Origin of the sequence: Streptomyces sp. NPDC014801 (assembly GCF_043082085.1) — a bacterium.
Classification (GTDB): domain Bacteria; phylum Actinomycetota; class Actinomycetes; order Streptomycetales; family Streptomycetaceae; genus Streptomyces.
In genome coordinates this window covers 33566-49785 of record NZ_JBIBXG010000007.1, presented here as the reverse complement: position 1 = coordinate 49785, position 16220 = coordinate 33566, and the positions used below count along the sequence as shown (strand labels likewise).

Sequence of the window (16220 nt, the reverse complement as noted above, 5' to 3'; positions counted from 1 at the left end):
AACGACGTAGTGCGGAGGCACACCATGGCACGCGAGTCGGAGTCCGGACTGCCCATCGAGCCGGTGTACGGGCCAGGGGCTCTGGCGGGCTGGGACCCGGCGGAGAAGCTGGGCGAGCCGGGCGCCTACCCGTTCACCCGCGGCGTGTACCCGACCATGTACACCGGCCGGCCCTGGACCATGCGCCAGTACGCGGGCTTCGGCACCGCGGTGGAGTCCAACGCCCGCTACAAGCAGCTCATCGCCAACGGCACGATGGGCCTGTCCGTGGCCTTCGACCTGCCGACCCAGATGGGTCACGACTCCGACGCCCCGATCGCGCACGGCGAGGTCGGCAAGGTCGGCGTGGCGATCGACTCCGTGGACGACATGCGGGTGCTGTTCGACGGCATCCCGCTGGACAAGGTGTCCACGTCGATGACGATCAACGCGCCCGCGGCCCTGCTGCTCCTGCTGTACCAACTGGTCGCCGAGGAGCAGGGCGTCAGCGCGGACAAGCTGACCGGCACGATCCAGAACGACGTGCTGAAGGAGTACATCGCGCGCGGGACGTACATCTTCCCGCCCAAGCCCTCGCTGCGGCTGATCGCCGACATCTTCAAGTACTGCAAGGCCGAGATCCCGAAGTGGAACACCATCTCGATCTCCGGCTACCACATGGCCGAGGCCGGCGCGTCCCCCGCGCAGGAGATCGCCTTCACCCTCGCCGACGGCATCGAGTACGTGCGCACCGCCGTCGCGGCCGGCATGGACGTCGACGACTTCGCCCCGCGTCTGTCCTTCTTCTTCGTCGCCCGCACGACGATCCTGGAGGAGGTCGCCAAGTTCCGCGCGGCCCGCCGGATCTGGGCGCGGGTGATGAAGGAGGAGTTCGGGGCGAAGAACCCGAAGTCCATGATGCTGCGGTTCCACACGCAGACGGCGGGCGTGCAGCTGACCGCGCAGCAGCCCGAGGTGAACCTGGTGCGCGTCGCCGTCCAGGGCCTCGCGGCGGTCCTCGGCGGCACGCAGTCCCTGCACACCAACTCCTTCGACGAGGCGATCGCGCTCCCCACGGACAAGTCCGCGCGCCTGGCCCTGCGCACCCAGCAGGTCCTCGCCTACGAGACGGACGTGACCGCCACCGTCGACCCGTTCGCGGGCTCCTACGTCATCGAGAAGATGACCGACGAGGTCGAGGCGGCCGCGCTGGAGCTGATGGGCAAGGTCGAGGACCTCGGCGGCGCGGTCAACGCCATCGAGCACGGCTTCCAGAAGAACGAGATCGAGCGCAACGCCTACCGCATCGCCCAGGAGACCGACAGCGGCGAGCGGGTCGTCGTCGGCGTCAACCGCTTCCAGCTCGACGAGGAGGAGCCGTACGAGCCGCTGCGCGTCGACCCGGCGATCGAGGCCCAGCAGGCGGAGCGGCTGGCCAAGCTGCGCGCCGAGCGGGACCAGGCGGCGGTCGACTCGGCGCTCGCGGCGCTGAAGAAGGCCGCCGAGGGCGAGGACAACGTCCTGTACCCGATGAAGGACGCCCTGCGCGCCCGCGCCACGGTCGGCGAGGTCTGCAACGCGCTGCGCGAGATCTGGGGGACGTACGTGCCGTCGGACGCGTTCTGAGAGTCGACGGCCGACCGGGACTCGAGACGGGCTCAAGGGGTGTCGTAGCCGCGTGCGACACTCCTGTGCATGTTCGGCGTCATCGATCTCCCCACCTACCTGGCCGGTCTCGTGCTGATCGTCCTGCTGCCCGGCCCCAACTCGCTCTACGTGCTGTCCGTCGCCGCCCGCAAGGGCATCCGCACCGGGTACAAGGCGGCGGCCGGCGTGTTCACCGGGGACACGATCCTGATGACGCTGGCGGCGCTCGGCGCGGCCTCCGTGCTGACCACGACCCCGCTGCTGTTCCTGGTGGTGAAGTACGCCGGCGCCGGCTATCTGGCGTGGATGGCGTACGGCATGCTGCGCTCGGCGTGGGCCCTGTGGAAGGCGCGCGGCGAGCACCGGGAGGCGCCCGCCGAGCCCGCCGTCGCGGACGCCGCCGACGAGCGGCCCTACCGGCGCGCCCTGGTGGTCTCGCTGCTCAACCCGAAGGCGATCCTGTTCCTGATCTCCTTCTTCGTGCAGTTCGTCGACCCGCACTACGCCTACCCGGCGCTCTCCTTCGTCGTCCTCGGCGCCCTGCTGCAGACGGCCAGCTTCCTCTACCTGTCGCTGCTGATATTCAGCGGCACCCGCCTGGCCGACGCCTTCCGCCGCCGCCGGCGCCTCGCGGCCGGGGCCACCTCGGCCGCCGGCGCGATCTTCCTAGGCTTCGCGGTGAAGCTGTCCCTCGCGAGTGCGTAGCGGCTAGGCGTCGGGCCGCCCCGCCGGACGGTTCAGCAGCGCCCTCAGCTTCGGGGTGAAGCGTTCCTCGACCAGCTTGTTCATCAGCCAGGCCAGGCCGAGCATGATCGTCACCGTGAGCAGGAACGTGCCCGCGGACGGGATGCCCAGGCCCCGGTGCAGGGCCTGGATGACCGGCCAGCCCAGATGCTCGTGGACCAGGTAGAAGGGGTACGTCAGCGCGCCCGCGACCGTCAGCCAGCGCCAGTTCGCCCAGTGCAGCCAGCCCAGCCCGATCGCGGCGACGGCGAGGAAGCCGAGCGTGACGATCAGGATGACGCCGTAGGCGCTGCGGTAGGAGAACATGTCCGGCGTCGCCGGGTGCCACAGGCTGCGCACGGCGACCTGCTGCCCGATCAGCCAGTTGACCGCCGTGATGCCCCAGGCGTACGGGTCGCGGCGGTCGCGGTGCACCAGGTACAGGCCCATGCCGCCGATGAAGAACGGCGCGTAGTCCGGCATCACCACCGCGTCCAGCACCGGCTGGTTCAGCCCGCCCGCGATCGCCGCCGCCAGCGTCCAGCACGCGCAGAACAGGATCACGCGCCAGCGGGTGGCGCCCGGCAGCACGATGCACAGCGCGAACAGCGCGTAGAAGCGGACCTCCGCCCACAGCGTCCAGCACACGCCGAGCACCCGGTGCGCCCCGAGCGGCATCTGCAGCATCGTGAAGTTGACCAGCGTCTCGCTCGCCGACACCGTCTTGTACGTCAGCACCGGCAGCGCCATCACCGCCGTCACCAGCACGATCGCCACCCAGTAGGCGGGCAGCAGCCGGGAGGCGCGGGAGGCGAAGAACGAGCGCAAGGGGCGGCCCCAGCCGCTCATGCAGATCACGAACCCGCTGATCACGAAGAAGATCTGCACGCCCAGGCAGCCGTAGGCGAACAGGGTGTGCAGGGTCGGGAACTGCAAGCGCGGGGAGGACCCCCACGCCTTGGTGACCTCACCGCCCCGGCCGCCGTAGTGGTACGCCGCCACCATCAGCGCGGCCACCAGCCGCAGCCCGTCCAGGGCGCGCAGCCGAACCGTGCGGGGCGGCCGGTCCGGGGCCTGCGGGGGCGCGGTGCGCACCGCCGGGTCGGCCACGGGGCTCCCCAGGGTCTCCGCGGGCGTGTCGATCACAGGGACCTCTCATCGAAGCTCGTCAACTCAACCGGACGGTAACGGGGAGCACCGGCCGCTTCGGCCCCTCGCGGCGACCTTTCGCCGGGCCGTCCGCGAGTGTTCATTCAGGCGTCGCCCCGGCGGGCCACCCGCCGCCGCAGCCGTCGCGCCCGCCGCGCCATCCGCCGTACCGTCGCGTTGCGCGGGATGAACGCGAGCTGCGCCGGGACCCCGCCGGGCAGGCCCAGCGAGGTGAGCCGGCGGCGCTTGAAGTACCGCCGGGTGCGGGCGTCCAGGTGTCGCGTCAGATAACGCTCGGCCTCCGGGCGCAGCTCGGGATAGATCTTGGACTGCATCGCGTAGCCGACGGCCCGCAGCAGCTCGGTCAGCCCCTCGGCGTCCAGTCCCCGGCGCTGCTCCCGCACGGCGTCGCCGTCGGCCAGGTCGGGCAGCAGCGCGTCGACGATGGTGACCGGGACGCGGTTGCTGTTCTCGTACGGGGTGAGCCGCTCCAGCAGCAGCCCGGTGCCGGTGCGGGCGACCGGCAGGCCGTACAGCGCGGACGCGGTGAGCAGGGCGGTGGAGAAGCAGCCCACGACGAGCGCGGGCCGCATCCGCTGGTAGACCACCTCGGCCAGCACGGGCGTGTCCAGCACGGTCAGGGCGGCGCCCAGCCGCCCCGCCTCCCGCTCCAGCGCCCGCGACCAGCGGGCCGGGGCCGAGGGGTGCGGCTTGAACACCACGCGCGTGTGCCCGAGCGCGACCACCCCGCGCAGCATCCGCACATGGAGGTCCTCCTCCTCCTCGGCGGTGAGGATGTCCAGCGCCGACAGGTACTGGCCGAGCAGCAGCGCCGCCCCCTCCGCGGCCGGCAGGTCCTGCTCGGCGCCGCCCAGTGCGGCGAGCACCTTCGTGAAGGCGTCCGTCGGCACCATCTCGGGGGCCACCCCGAACTCGGTGAGCAGCAGCGGGGCGAGGCCCGGCACCAGGTCCAGGTGCAGCACACGCCGCACCCGCGTCCCCACCAGCGGATCGATCTTGAACCGGGTGGGGCCGTAGCTCATCAGCCCGTCCGCGTACACGTCGACGGGCGCGCCGGCGAAGATCTGGCAGATCGCCAGCGCCGGGTTGACCTGGATCGACTCCACGGCCAGCTCGATGTGGTCGTCGCCCAGGTCCCACAGCATCCGCAGATGGCGTTCCCACAGGATCTGGTCGTCGGGCCGGGGGCCCCAACCGCCCGGGTGGAAGGGCGCGATGGCCTCGTTCCAGGACAGCACCCCGTCGAACCGGTCCCGCAGGTGCGCGAAGGCGGGGGAGCGGCCGAAGGGGTCGCTCAGCTCCGGCGTGGCGCTGTTGTCGCTGACCAGCAGCAGCAGCCGGTCCGCGGGGCCGAAGCAGCCCGCGTCGAGCGCGGCGGCCAGGGTGGCCGCACCGTACAGGGTGGAGGCGCACAGGATCCGGGTGGTGCGGCGGGAGCCTCGGGCGGTGTGGGGGCTCGGGGTGCTCATGCCGCCGCCTCCGGGGCGGTGGAGGGCCGGCGGCGCAGACGGCGCAGCTGGGTGGCGCGGTCGAGGTCCATGGAGTCCAGGGTGTCGTCGAGCAGGTCCTGCGGCATGCGGCGCAGGGCGGCGGCGCTCAGGGAACGGAGACGGCGGGCCACCGGCGCCTCGAACTTCTCGATGGTGGCCAGGTGGTGGCTGATGATGGCGCAGTAGGTGCGCACGGCCTTCGGCAGGAACCGGTCCGCGTCCGGGTCCTCGGCGGTCTCCCGCAGCACCCGGTCGAAGGAGGGGATGAAGTCCAGCTGCCGCATGTCGCCGATCTGCGTGAGCGACGACGTCACGCCCCGCCGGTAGAAGATGCCGAACACGCTCGGCACCGCGAAGGACCGCGCCTTGCGGTGCAGCCGCCAGATCCACGGCCGGTCCTCGGCCGTGCGCAGGTCCTCCGGGAAGTGCAGCAGCCCCTCGCCGATCAGCCGCCGGTGGTAGGCGCCGGCCCAGGAGTAGGGGTAGTCGACCGGGGTGGAGCGCTCGGCGGGCAGGATCACGGCCCGCGGGTCCACGACCGTGTCGCGCGGCCCGAACGGCACCCGGTACAGGGTGCGCTGGCTCCCGGTGAACCGCACGTGGTCGGTGCGGACGAAATCACAGCCCAACGACTCGATCGAGTCGAGCAATTGCGCGAAATAACCCGGAGCCGCGTAGTCGTCTCCGTCCATGAACGTCAGATACTCGCCGCGGGCCGCGTCGATTCCGGTGTTGCGTGCGGCGGACACCCCTTTCTCGGTGCGTCGGATCAGCACCGCGCCAGGAAGATCGCGCTCGGCCTGTTCGAGAATTTCTTTCGTGCCGTCCGTCGAACAGTCGTCGATCAGAAGGAACTCGAAGTCCTCACGGGCGTTCGCGCGCAGCGACCGCAGCGCGGCCGGGGCGTATTGCTGCACGTTGTAGAAGGGCACGATGACGGAGAGCTTGACCACGCAGGCGACGTTAGGGCGCGGGCCCGGCCCGCGTCTTTGCCGTCGGTTTGCCGAGGAGTGAACGACGCGTGGCGGAGTCGTGAATCCAGCCCTTCCCGGGGCGTTCCGCGTCCCGATTCGCCGTTCGGCGAAGTGCTGTTAACCATTTGTTGCGTTCCGGTTGGGCCGCGCCTCGGAATGCCTTCCTAGCGTCTTCGGCGTGCCAGTCAGTGCAACGAACGCCCCGCGAGTAGCCGTTCTCGCGGATTCCGACACCCGGTGGAAATGGGGCGCGCTCACCGCGCGGCGCCTGCTCCCCGAGGCACCCGGAATCCGGCTCGACGGCTATCTCCTGCGAGGCCGCGCCACCCCCACCGCCCGCCAGCTGCGCGAAGTCGGCGTCCGCGCCGACTCCCTGCGCGAGGTGACGGCCGTTCAGTTCCTCGACGGGATGCGCGAGGAGCCGTACGACGTGCTCGTGCTCGCGCTCGTCGGCGGCGGGGTGCAGGCGATGCTGCACGGACTGCGGCGCGCCTGGGAGGGCCGCGCGCGGCGGCCCGTCGTCGTCACCGGCTATGTCGGCGTCGTCTACGAGAAGCTCGCCGACGGCCTGCTGCTGCGCCACGGCGCCGACCTCGTGCTCGCCAACTCCCGCCAGGACGCCGAACGTTTCCGCGCGGTGTACGAGGGCGTGGGCGCCGACGCCTCCGCGGTCACCGAGGTCGCGCTGCCGTTCCTCGGCGGCGCGCCCTACACCGGCGAACGCGAGCCCTGCACGGTCGTGTTCGCCGCCCAGCCCTCCGTCCCGGAGTCCCGCGCCGACCGCGCCTACCTCCTCGACCGCCTGATCCGGCACGCCCGCCTGCACCCCGAGCGGGAGGTGCTGCTCAAGCTGCGCTCCCGGCCCGGCGAGCACACCACGCACCTGGAGGAGCTGCCCTACCAGAAGCTGGCGCAGAAGGCCGGTCCGCTGCCGCCCAACCTGCGTCTGGTCTACGGCAACATGGGCGAGGTCCTCGACCGCACCGACCTGCTGGTCACGGTCAGCTCCACGGCGGCCCTGGAGTCGCTGCACCGCCGCATCCCCACCGCCGTGCTCACCGACCTCGGAGTGCGCGAGGTGCTCGGCAACCACCACTTCCTCGGCTCCGGCTGCCTGGCCTCCTGGGACCAGCTGGACGCCGGCCGGCGGCCCGAACCCGACCCCGAGTGGGTGGCCCGCCAGGGCGTCGCCGCCGGCGGCACCCCGTCCGGGGGAGGGACGTACGCGACCGCCTTCGACGCGGCCCGCGAGCGGATCGCCAAGCTGCTCCACCGGCCCGGCCCGCTGCCGCCCCTCACGCCGTACTACACCGTCGAGACCGCCCCCGGATACCTGCCCGGCATCCTCGCCCGCCACCACCTCGCCCCCGACGGCAGCCCACTGCCGGGCGCCCCCGCCGCCGACCGCGAACCCGGCCCCGTCCGGCAGATCGTGCGCCGGGCCGCGCGCGGCGCCTACCGGCACGGCGTGCAGCGCGTGGCGCCCGTCATCCGGCGGATGGGGGAGCTGTGACCGCGCTCCACGGAGCCCAAGGAGAACACCCCATGCCCGACACCCCGGCGCCCCGCCGCGTCCTCGCCGTGATCCCGGCGCGCGGCGGCTCCAAGGGCGTCCCCGCGAAGAACCTCGCCCCCGTCGGCGGCGTCCCGCTGGTCGCCCGCGCCGTGCGCGCGTGCCGCGCCGCCCGTCTGGTGACCGACGTCGTCGTCTCCACCGACGACCAGGCCATCGCGGCCGCCGCCCGCGAGGCCGGCGCCGAGGTCGTCTCCCGCCCCGCCGCCCTCGCCGGCGACACCGCGACCTCGGAGGCCGCGGTCCTGCACGCCCTCGACGCCTACGAGGCGCAGGCCGGCACGCCCGTGGACGTCGTCCTGCTCGTGCAGTGCACCAGCCCCTTCCTCCTCGGCGAGGACGTCGACGGCGTGGCCGCGGCGATCGTGGAGCAGGGCGCCGACACGGCGGTGACCGTGGCCCCCTTCCACGGCTTCCTCTGGCGCGACGACGCCGGCCGCGAGGAGGACGGAGGCTTCGGCGTCAACCACGACAAGTCCTACCGCCCCCGCCGCCAGGACCGCCCGCAGGACCTGCTGGAGACCGGCGCCGCCTACGCCATGGACGCGGCCGGCTTCCGCGAGCACCGCCACCGCTTCTTCGGCCGTACGGAACTGGTGCGCACCGACCCCGCGCGCGTCCTGGAGATCGACGACCCGCACGACCTCGCCCGAGCCCGTGCGCTCGCGCCCCTCCTCGACGCGGACCGGCCCGGCGCCCTGCCGACCGCCGACGACATCGACGCGGTCGTCCTCGACTTCGACGGTACCCAGACCGACGACCGGGTGCTGATCGACGCCGAGGGACGCGAGTTCGTCTCCGTGCACCGCGGCGACGGACTCGGCATCGCCGCCCTGCGCAGAAGCGGCCTGAAGCTGCTGATCCTGTCCACCGAACAGAACCCGGTGGTCGCCGCCCGCGCCCGCAAGCTGCAGTTGCCGGTGGTGCACGGCGTCGACCGCAAGGACCTCGCCCTCAAACAGTGGTGCGAGGACACGGGCACCGCGCCCGAGCGGGTGCTCTACGTCGGCAACGACGTCAACGACCTGCCCTGCTTCGCCCTCGTCGGCTGGCCCGTGGCGGTCGCGAGCGCCCACGACGCCGTACGCGGCGCCGCCCGCGCGGTCACCACCGTCCCCGGTGGCGACGGCGCGATCCGGGAGATCGCCGGCTGGATCCTCGGCCCCTCCCTCGACGCCCTTCCCCCCGCCCCCCACCTTCCCCACCTCCCCCAGCTCACCAAGTAAGGACACCCCCTGTCATGAGCACCCCCTCCCGTCTGCGCACGTTCGGCTCCCGCGAGGTCGGCCCCGGCCGCCCCGTCTACATCTGCGGCGAGATCGGCATCAACCACAACGGTGAGCTGGAGAACGCCTTCAAGCTGATCGACGCCGCCGTCGAGGCCGGCTGCGACGCCGTGAAGTTCCAGAAGCGCACCCCGGAGATCTGCACCCCGCGCGACCAGTGGGACATCGAGCGGGACACCCCGTGGGGCCGGATGACGTACATCGACTACCGCCACCGCGTGGAGTTCGGCGAGGACGAGTACCGGCAGATCGACGAGTACTGCCGCACCCGGGGCATCGACTGGTTCGCCTCCCCGTGGGACACCGAGGCCGTCGCCTTCCTGGAGAAGTTCGACCTGCCCGCCCACAAGGTCGCCTCCGCCTCCCTCACCGACGACGAGCTGCTGCGCACCCTGCGCGCCACCGGCCGCACCGTCGTCCTCTCCACCGGCATGTCCACCCCGAAGCAGATCCGGCACGCCGTCGAGGTCCTCGGCAGCGACAACATCCTCATGTGCCACGCCACCTCCACCTACCCGGCCAAGGCCGAGGAGCTGAACCTCCGCGTGATCAACACGCTGGAGAAGGAGTACCCGAACGTCCCGATCGGCTACTCCGGCCACGAGACCGGCCTGCAGACCACCCTCGCCGCCGTCGCCCTCGGCGCCTGCTTCGTCGAGCGGCACATCACCCTCGACCGCGCCATGTGGGGCTCCGACCAGGCCGCCTCCGTCGAGCCGCAGGGCCTGCAGCGGCTGGTCCGCGACATCCGCACCATCGAGGAGGCCCTCGGCGACGGCGTGAAGAAGGTCTACGACTCCGAGCTCGCCCCGATGAAGAAGCTGCGCCGGGTCAGCGGCGTGGTCGCCGAGGCGGAGATCGCGGCGGCGGCGGGCGAGCCGGTCGGCGTCTGACGGATCCGCAGCTCTTTCTGACGGGACGGACCTGCGTCGATGAACCCGCGCGCCGGTGAGACCGGCACCACCCTCGCTTTCGTGGAGAGCCCGGTACAGCTCCTCAACGTCCTGGAGTGGGCCCACGCCCACGGCATCCGGCCGCTTCAGGAGCCCGGCGCGGGGTTCACCCTCGTCGTCCTGTCCCCGACCGACCCCATGACCCGCGGCCAGCTGCGCCGCATGGCCGACCTGGCGCGGGACGAGGGGCACACCGTGCGCTGGGAGGAGGCGCGGGGCGGACCCGCGGCCCCCTTCCAGACGGTCGGCGGCCTCGCGGGGCGGCTGCGGCGCGCCGAGCGGATCGTGATGGGCGACCCGTTCTCCCGGTACGTCCAGCTGCTGCTGACCATCACCCGCGCCCGTGACCTCGTCGTCGTCGACGACGGCACGGCCACCATGGAGTTCGTCGGCCAGCTCGCGCGCGGCGAGCGCCTCGTGCGCTGGCACCGCAAGGGCGGCCGGCGCGGGCCGCGCGACCTGGTCTTCGCGCCGGTGTCCGCCCTCGCCCGGCGCCGTCTCACACCGGGCGGCGAGCGCGACGTGGAGATCTTCTCCTCCATGCCGATCGACGAGGTCCCCGACGGGGTGATCGTCACCCGCAACGCCTTCGCCTGGACCCGCGCCCGCTTCGGCCCGCCCCGCATCACCAAGGGCGCCGACATGGTCGGTACGTCCCTGGTGGAGACCGGCGTCGTGGACGGCGAGCGCTACCTCGACGCCGTCCGCACCCTGGCCAAGACGCACGGCGCCACCCGCTACTTCGCCCACCGCCGCGAGAGCGCGGAGAAACTGCACCGGCTGGCCGTCGAGACCGGGCTGGAGGTCGTCCGCCCGGAGCTGCCGCTGGAGCTGATCGCCCGCCGGGGGCCGGTCGGCCGGACCGTCCTCAGCTTCCCCTCGACGGTCGTGCACACCCTGCCGCTGGCCCTCGCCGGCACGGAGGTCCAGGTCGCGGTCTGCGACATCGACCCCGACTGGCTCACCCGCACGGCCTCCCCCCGCGCCCAGGGCTTCCTCTCCGGCGTGACGGGCACGGCCCACGGCGCCCGCAGACTGACGGCGATGAGCGTGGCCTAGGGGGTCGCGCCGGATCGAGGGCGGTGGCGCGGGGGCCGCGCGGCCGGTCAGCCCGGCTTGCGGGCCAGCAGGAAGGCCCGGGGGCGTCTCTCCTCGTCCAGGGGTTCGCGGACCATGCGGGTCTGCGGGGGCAGGCCCGCCTCCCTCAGCGCCGCGGCCACCGCCTCCGGGCTCCGCCAGTAGTAGTCGAGCGTGATCTCCTGCCCGAAGCGTTCCGTCATCCGCAGCCGCTCCCCGTCGCCCACCTGGAACGCCAGCAGGACGTACCCGCCGGGCACCAGCACCCGGCGGAACTCGGCGAACACCGCCGGCAGCCGCTCGTCGGGCACATGGATCACCGAGTACAGCGCGAGCAGCCCGCCCAGCGTGGCGTCCGGCAGGTCCAGCGCGGTCATCGACCCGACGTGGAAGCGCAGCTCCGGGTGCGCCGCACGGGCGAGGGCCACCATCCGCGGCGAGAGATCCACGCCGAACACCGGCACCCCGAGCGCGTGCAGCCGGGCCGTCACATGTCCGGGTCCGCTGCCGACGTCGGCGACGGGCTCGGGCCCGTTCCCCGTCACCAGCTCCGCGAACGCCGCGAGCAGCGCCCGCTCCAGCGGGCGGTCGCCCAGAATGTCCGGGTACGTTTCGGTGTAGGCGGGCGCGATGGCGTCGTACGAGGCACGGGTGGCGGCGAGGAGGGCATCCGGGGATGCGGGGGAGGCGGTCACGTCCGGGCACCCTACGGTCCCCGCGCCGCCCGGGTGAGGCGATCCGCCAACCCCGCGCCGTCCCGACAGACGAACATCGGCCGCGTGGTCTGCGCGCGGCGTGGTATCCGTGGAAAAGAGGTGAAAAGAGAAAGAGGGGGCGGGCGCCCATCCGAAGCCGGCCCGCGATCGACCCGGACTCGATGCCCCATCGACCCGGGTGTGATCCGGTCGGAGTCGGGCGAGTTTACCCGTCCACGACGACCACTATGCGTCGAGCGGCCAGATTTTCTTCCCCTAACGGGTTGAACTTTTGTTGATCGCGGGTCAGTTGGCCGCCCCGGCGCCCTACCCTTCAGAGGGTGAAGCAACTGATGTCGCCACAGTCCGAGGCCGATCCGTCCAGGGACGCCGTGCTCCCCGGCGCGCTTCCCGAACAGCTGCGCGCCGAACTCGTCGCCTTCCGCCGCGACCTGCACATGCACCCGGAGCTCGGCAACCAGGAGTTCCGCACCACCGCGGCGATCAAGGCACGTCTGGAGACGGCCGGGCTGCGCCCCCGCGTGCTCCCCAGCGGCACGGGCCTCATCTGCGACATCGGCGTACCCGCGGACGCGCCCCTCGACGGGGGCTCCGGCGTGCTCGCGCTGCGCGCCGACATCGACGCGCTGCCCATCCCGGACACCAAGGCCGACTGCCCGTACCGGTCCACGGTGCCCGACCGCGCCCACGCCTGCGGCCACGACGTGCACACCACCGTCGTCCTCGGCACCGGTCTGGTCCTCGCCGAGCTGCACCGGCAGGGCCGGCTGCCCCGGCCGGTACGGCTGATCTTCCAGCCCGCGGAGGAGGTGCTGCCCGGTGGTGCCGTCGAGGTCATCGACTCCGGCGCGCTGGAGGGCGTGGGCCGCATCCTCGCCGTGCACTGCGACCCGCGGGTCGACGCGGGGCGGGTCGGGCTGCGGGCCGGTGCGATCACCTCGGCCTGCGACCGGCTGGAGATCTCCCTGGACGGCCCCGGCGGCCACACCGCCCGGCCGCACCTGACCACCGACCTGGTCACCGCCGCCGCCCGGGTGGTCATCGACGTCCCCGCGCTGGTCGGCCGGCGGGTCGACACCCGCAGCGGGCTCGCCGTGACCTGGGGCCGCATCGAGTCCGGGCACGCGCCGAACGTCATCCCGCAGCACGCGGAGCTGGCCGCGACCGTGCGGTGCCTGGACATCGAGGCGTGGCGGCAGGCGCCGGACATCGTCGTCGCCGCGATCGACGAGGTCGCGAACCTGCACGGGGCGAAGTCGGAGATCAACTACGTGCGGGGGGTGCCGCCGGTGGTGAACGACCCCGCCTCCACGGAGCTGCTGCGCGAGGCGATGACCGCGCGGCGGGGCGTGGAGTCGGTGGAGACGACCGAGCAGTCGCTGGGCGGCGAGGACTTCTCCTGGTACCTGGAGCGCGTCCCCGGCGCGATGGCCCGGCTGGGCGTGCGCACACCGGGTGAGCGGACGGTGCGGGACCTGCACCAGGGCGACTTCGACGCGGACGAGTCGGCGATCCAGGTGGGCGTGGAACTGTTCACGGCAGCGGCGCTCCTGGACGCGGTGGGCCGTCCGGCGGTTTGACGGCTATGGCGGCTGTGCGGGTGGGTGCGGTGTCTTGCCGAGTGCGAGTCCGTCGTGGCTTGTCGCGCAGTTCCCCGCGCCCCTTGAATGCCTGCGGCGGCCTGCGCGGGTCCGGTGGCCGGTTGCGGTAGCGCGTTCTGCGGGTGGGTGGGTCGGGGCCGCGGTGGGGGGTGTCCGTCCTCGGTACGGCCCTACGTCAGTTCAAGAGGGCACCCGAAGGCAATGCCGTCCGCTGCGGGCGGACACCCCCCACCACGTCCCCTCCCCGCCGTCGGCGGCTGTCCGCCTCCGTAGCTGCGGGCAGTCGTGCCGCTGGGGCGGCACGGGTGGGCGCTGGGACCCCCCTGCTCGAAGAGCTTGGGGGAGGCACCCGCGGCGGTCACCTGAGGCCGCACCGTGATCACCGAAGGTGGACGTGATCTGGGCGGCGGCCCGCCACGCTGACCGTGACCACCCCGTAGGTACGACCCGCGGTCCGAGGGGACGAAAAGGTGCCCGATCGGTACCTCTTCGTCCCTTTGTGTCACCCCGCTGTAACCGGAGGTCTCCGCTCGTCATCCACCGGCGGCACGAAACGGTAACGCCGGGCGCAAGGCCGTTCCCCCGCCCCTCTACGCGCGTTACTGTGCGCCGAAATCGCCACCACTGGCGGCACGTTGGGGATGCGGTCCGGTGACGGCACCGTGGGGATGAAGGGGTGCTCGCAGTGCGTATGAACTCTCGGAGGACCAGGTTCTCCCAAGCCGCCGTGACGGCGGCGGTCATCGCTCTCGCCGCCGCCGGCTGCGGCTCGTCCAGCAGCAGCTCCTCGTCGGGCGGCGAGAAGTCGTCCGGCGCCTATTCCGGCAACGGCATCGGCCTCGCGTACGACATCGGCGGCAAGGGCGACCAGTCGTTCAACGACGCTGCCTTCGCCGGCTTCCAGAAGGCCGAGAAGGAGTTCAAGATCGGCGGCCGGGACGTCGAGCCCAGCGACAACGAGTCCAACGCCGACAAGGTGCAGCGCCTCGAGCAGCTCGCCAAGGCCGGGTACAACCCGATCATCGGCGTCGGTTTCGTCTACGCCCCGGCGGTGAAGGAGGTCGCCGCCAAGTATCCGAAGATCACCTTCGGCATCATCGACGACGACACCGTCCAGGCGAAGAACGTCGCGGACCTCGTCTTCCACGAGGAGCAGTCGTCGTACCTCGCGGGCGTCGCCGCGGCCAAGGCGACCAAGAAGAACCACATCGGGTTCATCGGCGGTGTCGACATCCCGCTGATCCACAAGTTCGAGGCCGGCTTCGTGCAGGGCGCCAAGTCCGTGAACCCGAACATCAAGATCGAGTCGCAGTACCTGACGCAGACCGCGCAGGAGGGCGGCTTCTCCAGCCCCGACAAGGGCGAGGCCGCGGCCAACGGGCAGATCGACGCCGGCGCCGACGTCGTCTACCACGCCGCCGGCCTGTCCGGCCAGGGCGTGATCAAGGCCGCCGCGCAGCACAAGGTGTGGGCGATCGGCGTGGACTCCGACCAGTACCGGCAGAGCGCGCTCGCCGCGTACAAGGACTGGATCCTCGGCTCCGCCCTGAAGAACGTCGGCGGCGCGGTCTACGACCTCGCGAAGTCCGTCCACGAGGGCAAGCCGCTCAGCGGCACGGTCCGCGGCTCCCTCGCCAACGACGGCGTGGGCTTCGCCGACTCCAACCCGAAGTACCAGGCCATGAAGGATGTCGTGGCCGCGGTCGACAAGGCCAAGCAGGACATCATCAACGGCAAGGTGACCGTCAACACCAAGTAGGCCCTTAGGGTTCCTTCCCGCCGTCACGCCCCTCGCTTCCCGCGAGGGGCGTTTCGCTGTCCGTAATCTGGGCCGCGACTGCGGCCACAGCTCGATAACGGACCGGACAGAAGGGTTTTTCCGTCTGGTCTACGCGCGTTACGCTGCGGCGGAACCAGCGCCTGGTATGGGCGCTTGCACAAAGGAGTCTCGTTCCATGCGCCGGGTGTCCCGTATCGCGGTCGCGGGTGTTGCGACCGCAGCTCTCGCCGTCACCGTTTCCGCCTGTGGAAGCTCGTCGTCGAGCTCGTCCTCCAGCGGTAACAAGGATCTTGGCCTCGCTCTGGCCTACGACGTCGGCGGCAAGGGCGACCAGTCCTTCAACGACGCCGCCACCGCCGGTATGGAGAAGGCGAACAAGGAGTTCGGTTACAAGTCCACGGCCGTCGAGCCGCAGGACGGCGAGTCCGACGCGGACAAGGTGCAGCGCCTGGAGACCCTCGCCAAGCAGGGCTACAACCCTGTCATCGGCGTCGGCTTCGCCTACGCGCCGGCCGTCAAGGAGGCCGCCGCCAAGTTCCCGAAGACCACCTTCGGCATCGTCGACGACAACACCATCAAGGCGTCCAACGTCGCCGACCTGGTCTTCCACGAGGAGCAGGCCTCCTACCTCGCCGGTGTCGCGGCCGCCAAGGCCACCAAGAGCAACGTCGTCGGCTTCATCGGTGGTGTGAACGTCCCGCTGATCCACAAGTTCGAGGCCGGCTTCAAGCAGGGCGTCGCCGACACCAAGAAGGGCGTCACGGTCAAGTCGCAGTACCTGACCGAGACCGCGCAGGAGGGCGGCTTCTCCAGCCCCGACAAGGGTGAGAACGCCGCCGAGGGCCAGATCGACGCGGGCGCGGACGTCGTCTACGCCGCCGCCGGTCTGTCCGGCCAGGGCGTGATCAAGGCCGCCAACGCGCGCCACGTGTGGGCGATCGGCGTCGACTCCGACCAGTACAAGCAGGACGCGCTGGCCAAGTACAAGGCCTCGATCTTCACCTCGGCCATGAAGAACGTCGAGGGCGCGGTGTACGACCTCGCCAAGTCCGTGCACGACGGCAAGCCGCAGACCGGTGAGATCCGCGGCAGCCTGGAGAACGGCGGCGTGAGCCTGTCGAACTCCAACCCGGCGTTCGCCGGCAACAAGGCCGTCCAGGACGCCGTGAAGAAGGCGGAGGAAGGCATCAAGAACGGCACCATCCAGGTGAAGACCTCCTGACCGTCCCGGTCAGAGGCCTTGGCCAACGG

General features: G+C 71.8%; 13 protein-coding genes. 9 read left to right on the top strand and 4 right to left on the bottom strand.

The window, feature by feature from the left end; translation table 11 throughout:
• Positions 1-24 precede the first annotated feature (24 nt).
• Both ACF1AL_RS17735 and leuE read left to right on the top strand, forming a co-directional pair.
• A complete protein-coding gene (locus ACF1AL_RS17735) occupies positions 25-1605 on the top strand; it encodes a methylmalonyl-CoA mutase family protein (RefSeq protein ID WP_366838000.1) in 1581 nt (526 codons plus the stop codon).
• A gap of 69 nt (positions 1606-1674) precedes the next feature.
• A complete protein-coding gene (leuE, locus tag ACF1AL_RS17730) occupies positions 1675-2331 on the top strand; it encodes a leucine efflux protein LeuE (protein ID WP_366838001.1) in 657 nt (218 codons plus the stop codon).
• Between the two features lie 3 nt (positions 2332-2334).
• Here leuE and ACF1AL_RS17725 read toward each other — a convergent pair whose 3' ends face one another.
• The 3 genes from ACF1AL_RS17725 to ACF1AL_RS17715 all read right to left on the bottom strand — a co-directional run bounded on the left by ACF1AL_RS17725 (position 2335) and on the right by ACF1AL_RS17715 (position 5962).
• Complete coding sequence (locus ACF1AL_RS17725; protein ID WP_391826438.1) at positions 2335-3495, bottom strand: acyltransferase family protein; 1161 nt, start codon at positions 3493-3495, stop codon at positions 2335-2337.
• 107 nt (positions 3496-3602) lie between these two features.
• Positions 3603-4988: a polysialyltransferase family glycosyltransferase gene (locus tag ACF1AL_RS17720; RefSeq protein ID WP_391826436.1), complete on the bottom strand. Its 1386-nt coding sequence runs from the start codon at positions 4986-4988 to the stop codon at positions 3603-3605.
• The gene (locus tag ACF1AL_RS17715; RefSeq protein WP_391703850.1) at positions 4985-5962 is read right to left on the bottom strand and encodes a glycosyltransferase family 2 protein; all 978 of its coding nucleotides are present in this window, start codon (positions 5960-5962) and stop codon (positions 4985-4987) included. Before ACF1AL_RS17715 ends, ACF1AL_RS17720 begins: the two co-directional genes overlap by 4 nt.
• Before the next feature lie 199 nt (positions 5963-6161).
• On the opposite strand from ACF1AL_RS17715, the gene ACF1AL_RS17710 reads away from it, so the two are divergent.
• The 4 genes from ACF1AL_RS17710 to ACF1AL_RS17695 are packed head-to-tail and all read left to right on the top strand — an operon-like array spanning position 6162 to position 10854.
• Complete coding sequence (locus ACF1AL_RS17710) at positions 6162-7496, top strand: DUF6716 putative glycosyltransferase (protein ID WP_391826434.1); 1335 nt, start codon at positions 6162-6164, stop codon at positions 7494-7496.
• 32 nt (positions 7497-7528) lie between these two features.
• Positions 7529-8782: a cytidylyltransferase domain-containing protein gene (locus ACF1AL_RS17705; RefSeq protein ID WP_391826432.1), complete on the top strand. Its 1254-nt coding sequence runs from the start codon at positions 7529-7531 to the stop codon at positions 8780-8782.
• Positions 8783-8796: 14 nt separating this feature from the next.
• Positions 8797-9735 carry an N-acetylneuraminate synthase family protein gene (locus tag ACF1AL_RS17700; RefSeq protein WP_391821004.1) on the top strand — a complete coding sequence of 313 codons (939 nt, stop codon included), beginning with the start codon at positions 8797-8799 and terminating at the stop codon, positions 9733-9735.
• A 39-nt stretch (positions 9736-9774) separates the two neighbouring features.
• Positions 9775-10854 carry a hypothetical protein gene (locus ACF1AL_RS17695; RefSeq protein WP_391703841.1) on the top strand — a complete coding sequence of 360 codons (1080 nt, stop codon included), beginning with the start codon at positions 9775-9777 and terminating at the stop codon, positions 10852-10854.
• A 47-nt stretch (positions 10855-10901) separates the two neighbouring features.
• On the opposite strand, the gene ACF1AL_RS17690 is transcribed toward ACF1AL_RS17695, so the two are convergent.
• Positions 10902-11567 carry a class I SAM-dependent DNA methyltransferase gene (locus tag ACF1AL_RS17690; protein WP_391821003.1) on the bottom strand — a complete coding sequence of 222 codons (666 nt, stop codon included), beginning with the start codon at positions 11565-11567 and terminating at the stop codon, positions 10902-10904.
• A gap of 353 nt (positions 11568-11920) precedes the next feature.
• Here ACF1AL_RS17690 and ACF1AL_RS17685 point away from each other — a divergent pair, with 353 nt between their 5' ends.
• The 3 genes from ACF1AL_RS17685 to ACF1AL_RS17675 all read left to right on the top strand — a co-directional run bounded on the left by ACF1AL_RS17685 (position 11921) and on the right by ACF1AL_RS17675 (position 16191).
• Positions 11921-13168, top strand: a complete 1248-nt coding sequence (locus ACF1AL_RS17685) for a M20 family metallopeptidase (RefSeq protein ID WP_386419679.1) — start codon at positions 11921-11923, stop codon at positions 13166-13168.
• Between the two features lie 712 nt (positions 13169-13880).
• Positions 13881-14948, top strand: coding sequence for a BMP family protein (locus ACF1AL_RS17680; protein ID WP_386419663.1), 1068 nt, complete (start codon positions 13881-13883; stop codon positions 14946-14948).
• 196 nt (positions 14949-15144) lie between these two features.
• Complete coding sequence (locus ACF1AL_RS17675) at positions 15145-16191, top strand: BMP family ABC transporter substrate-binding protein (protein ID WP_366838012.1); 1047 nt, start codon at positions 15145-15147, stop codon at positions 16189-16191.
• The last annotated feature ends 29 nt before the right edge of the window (positions 16192-16220 follow it).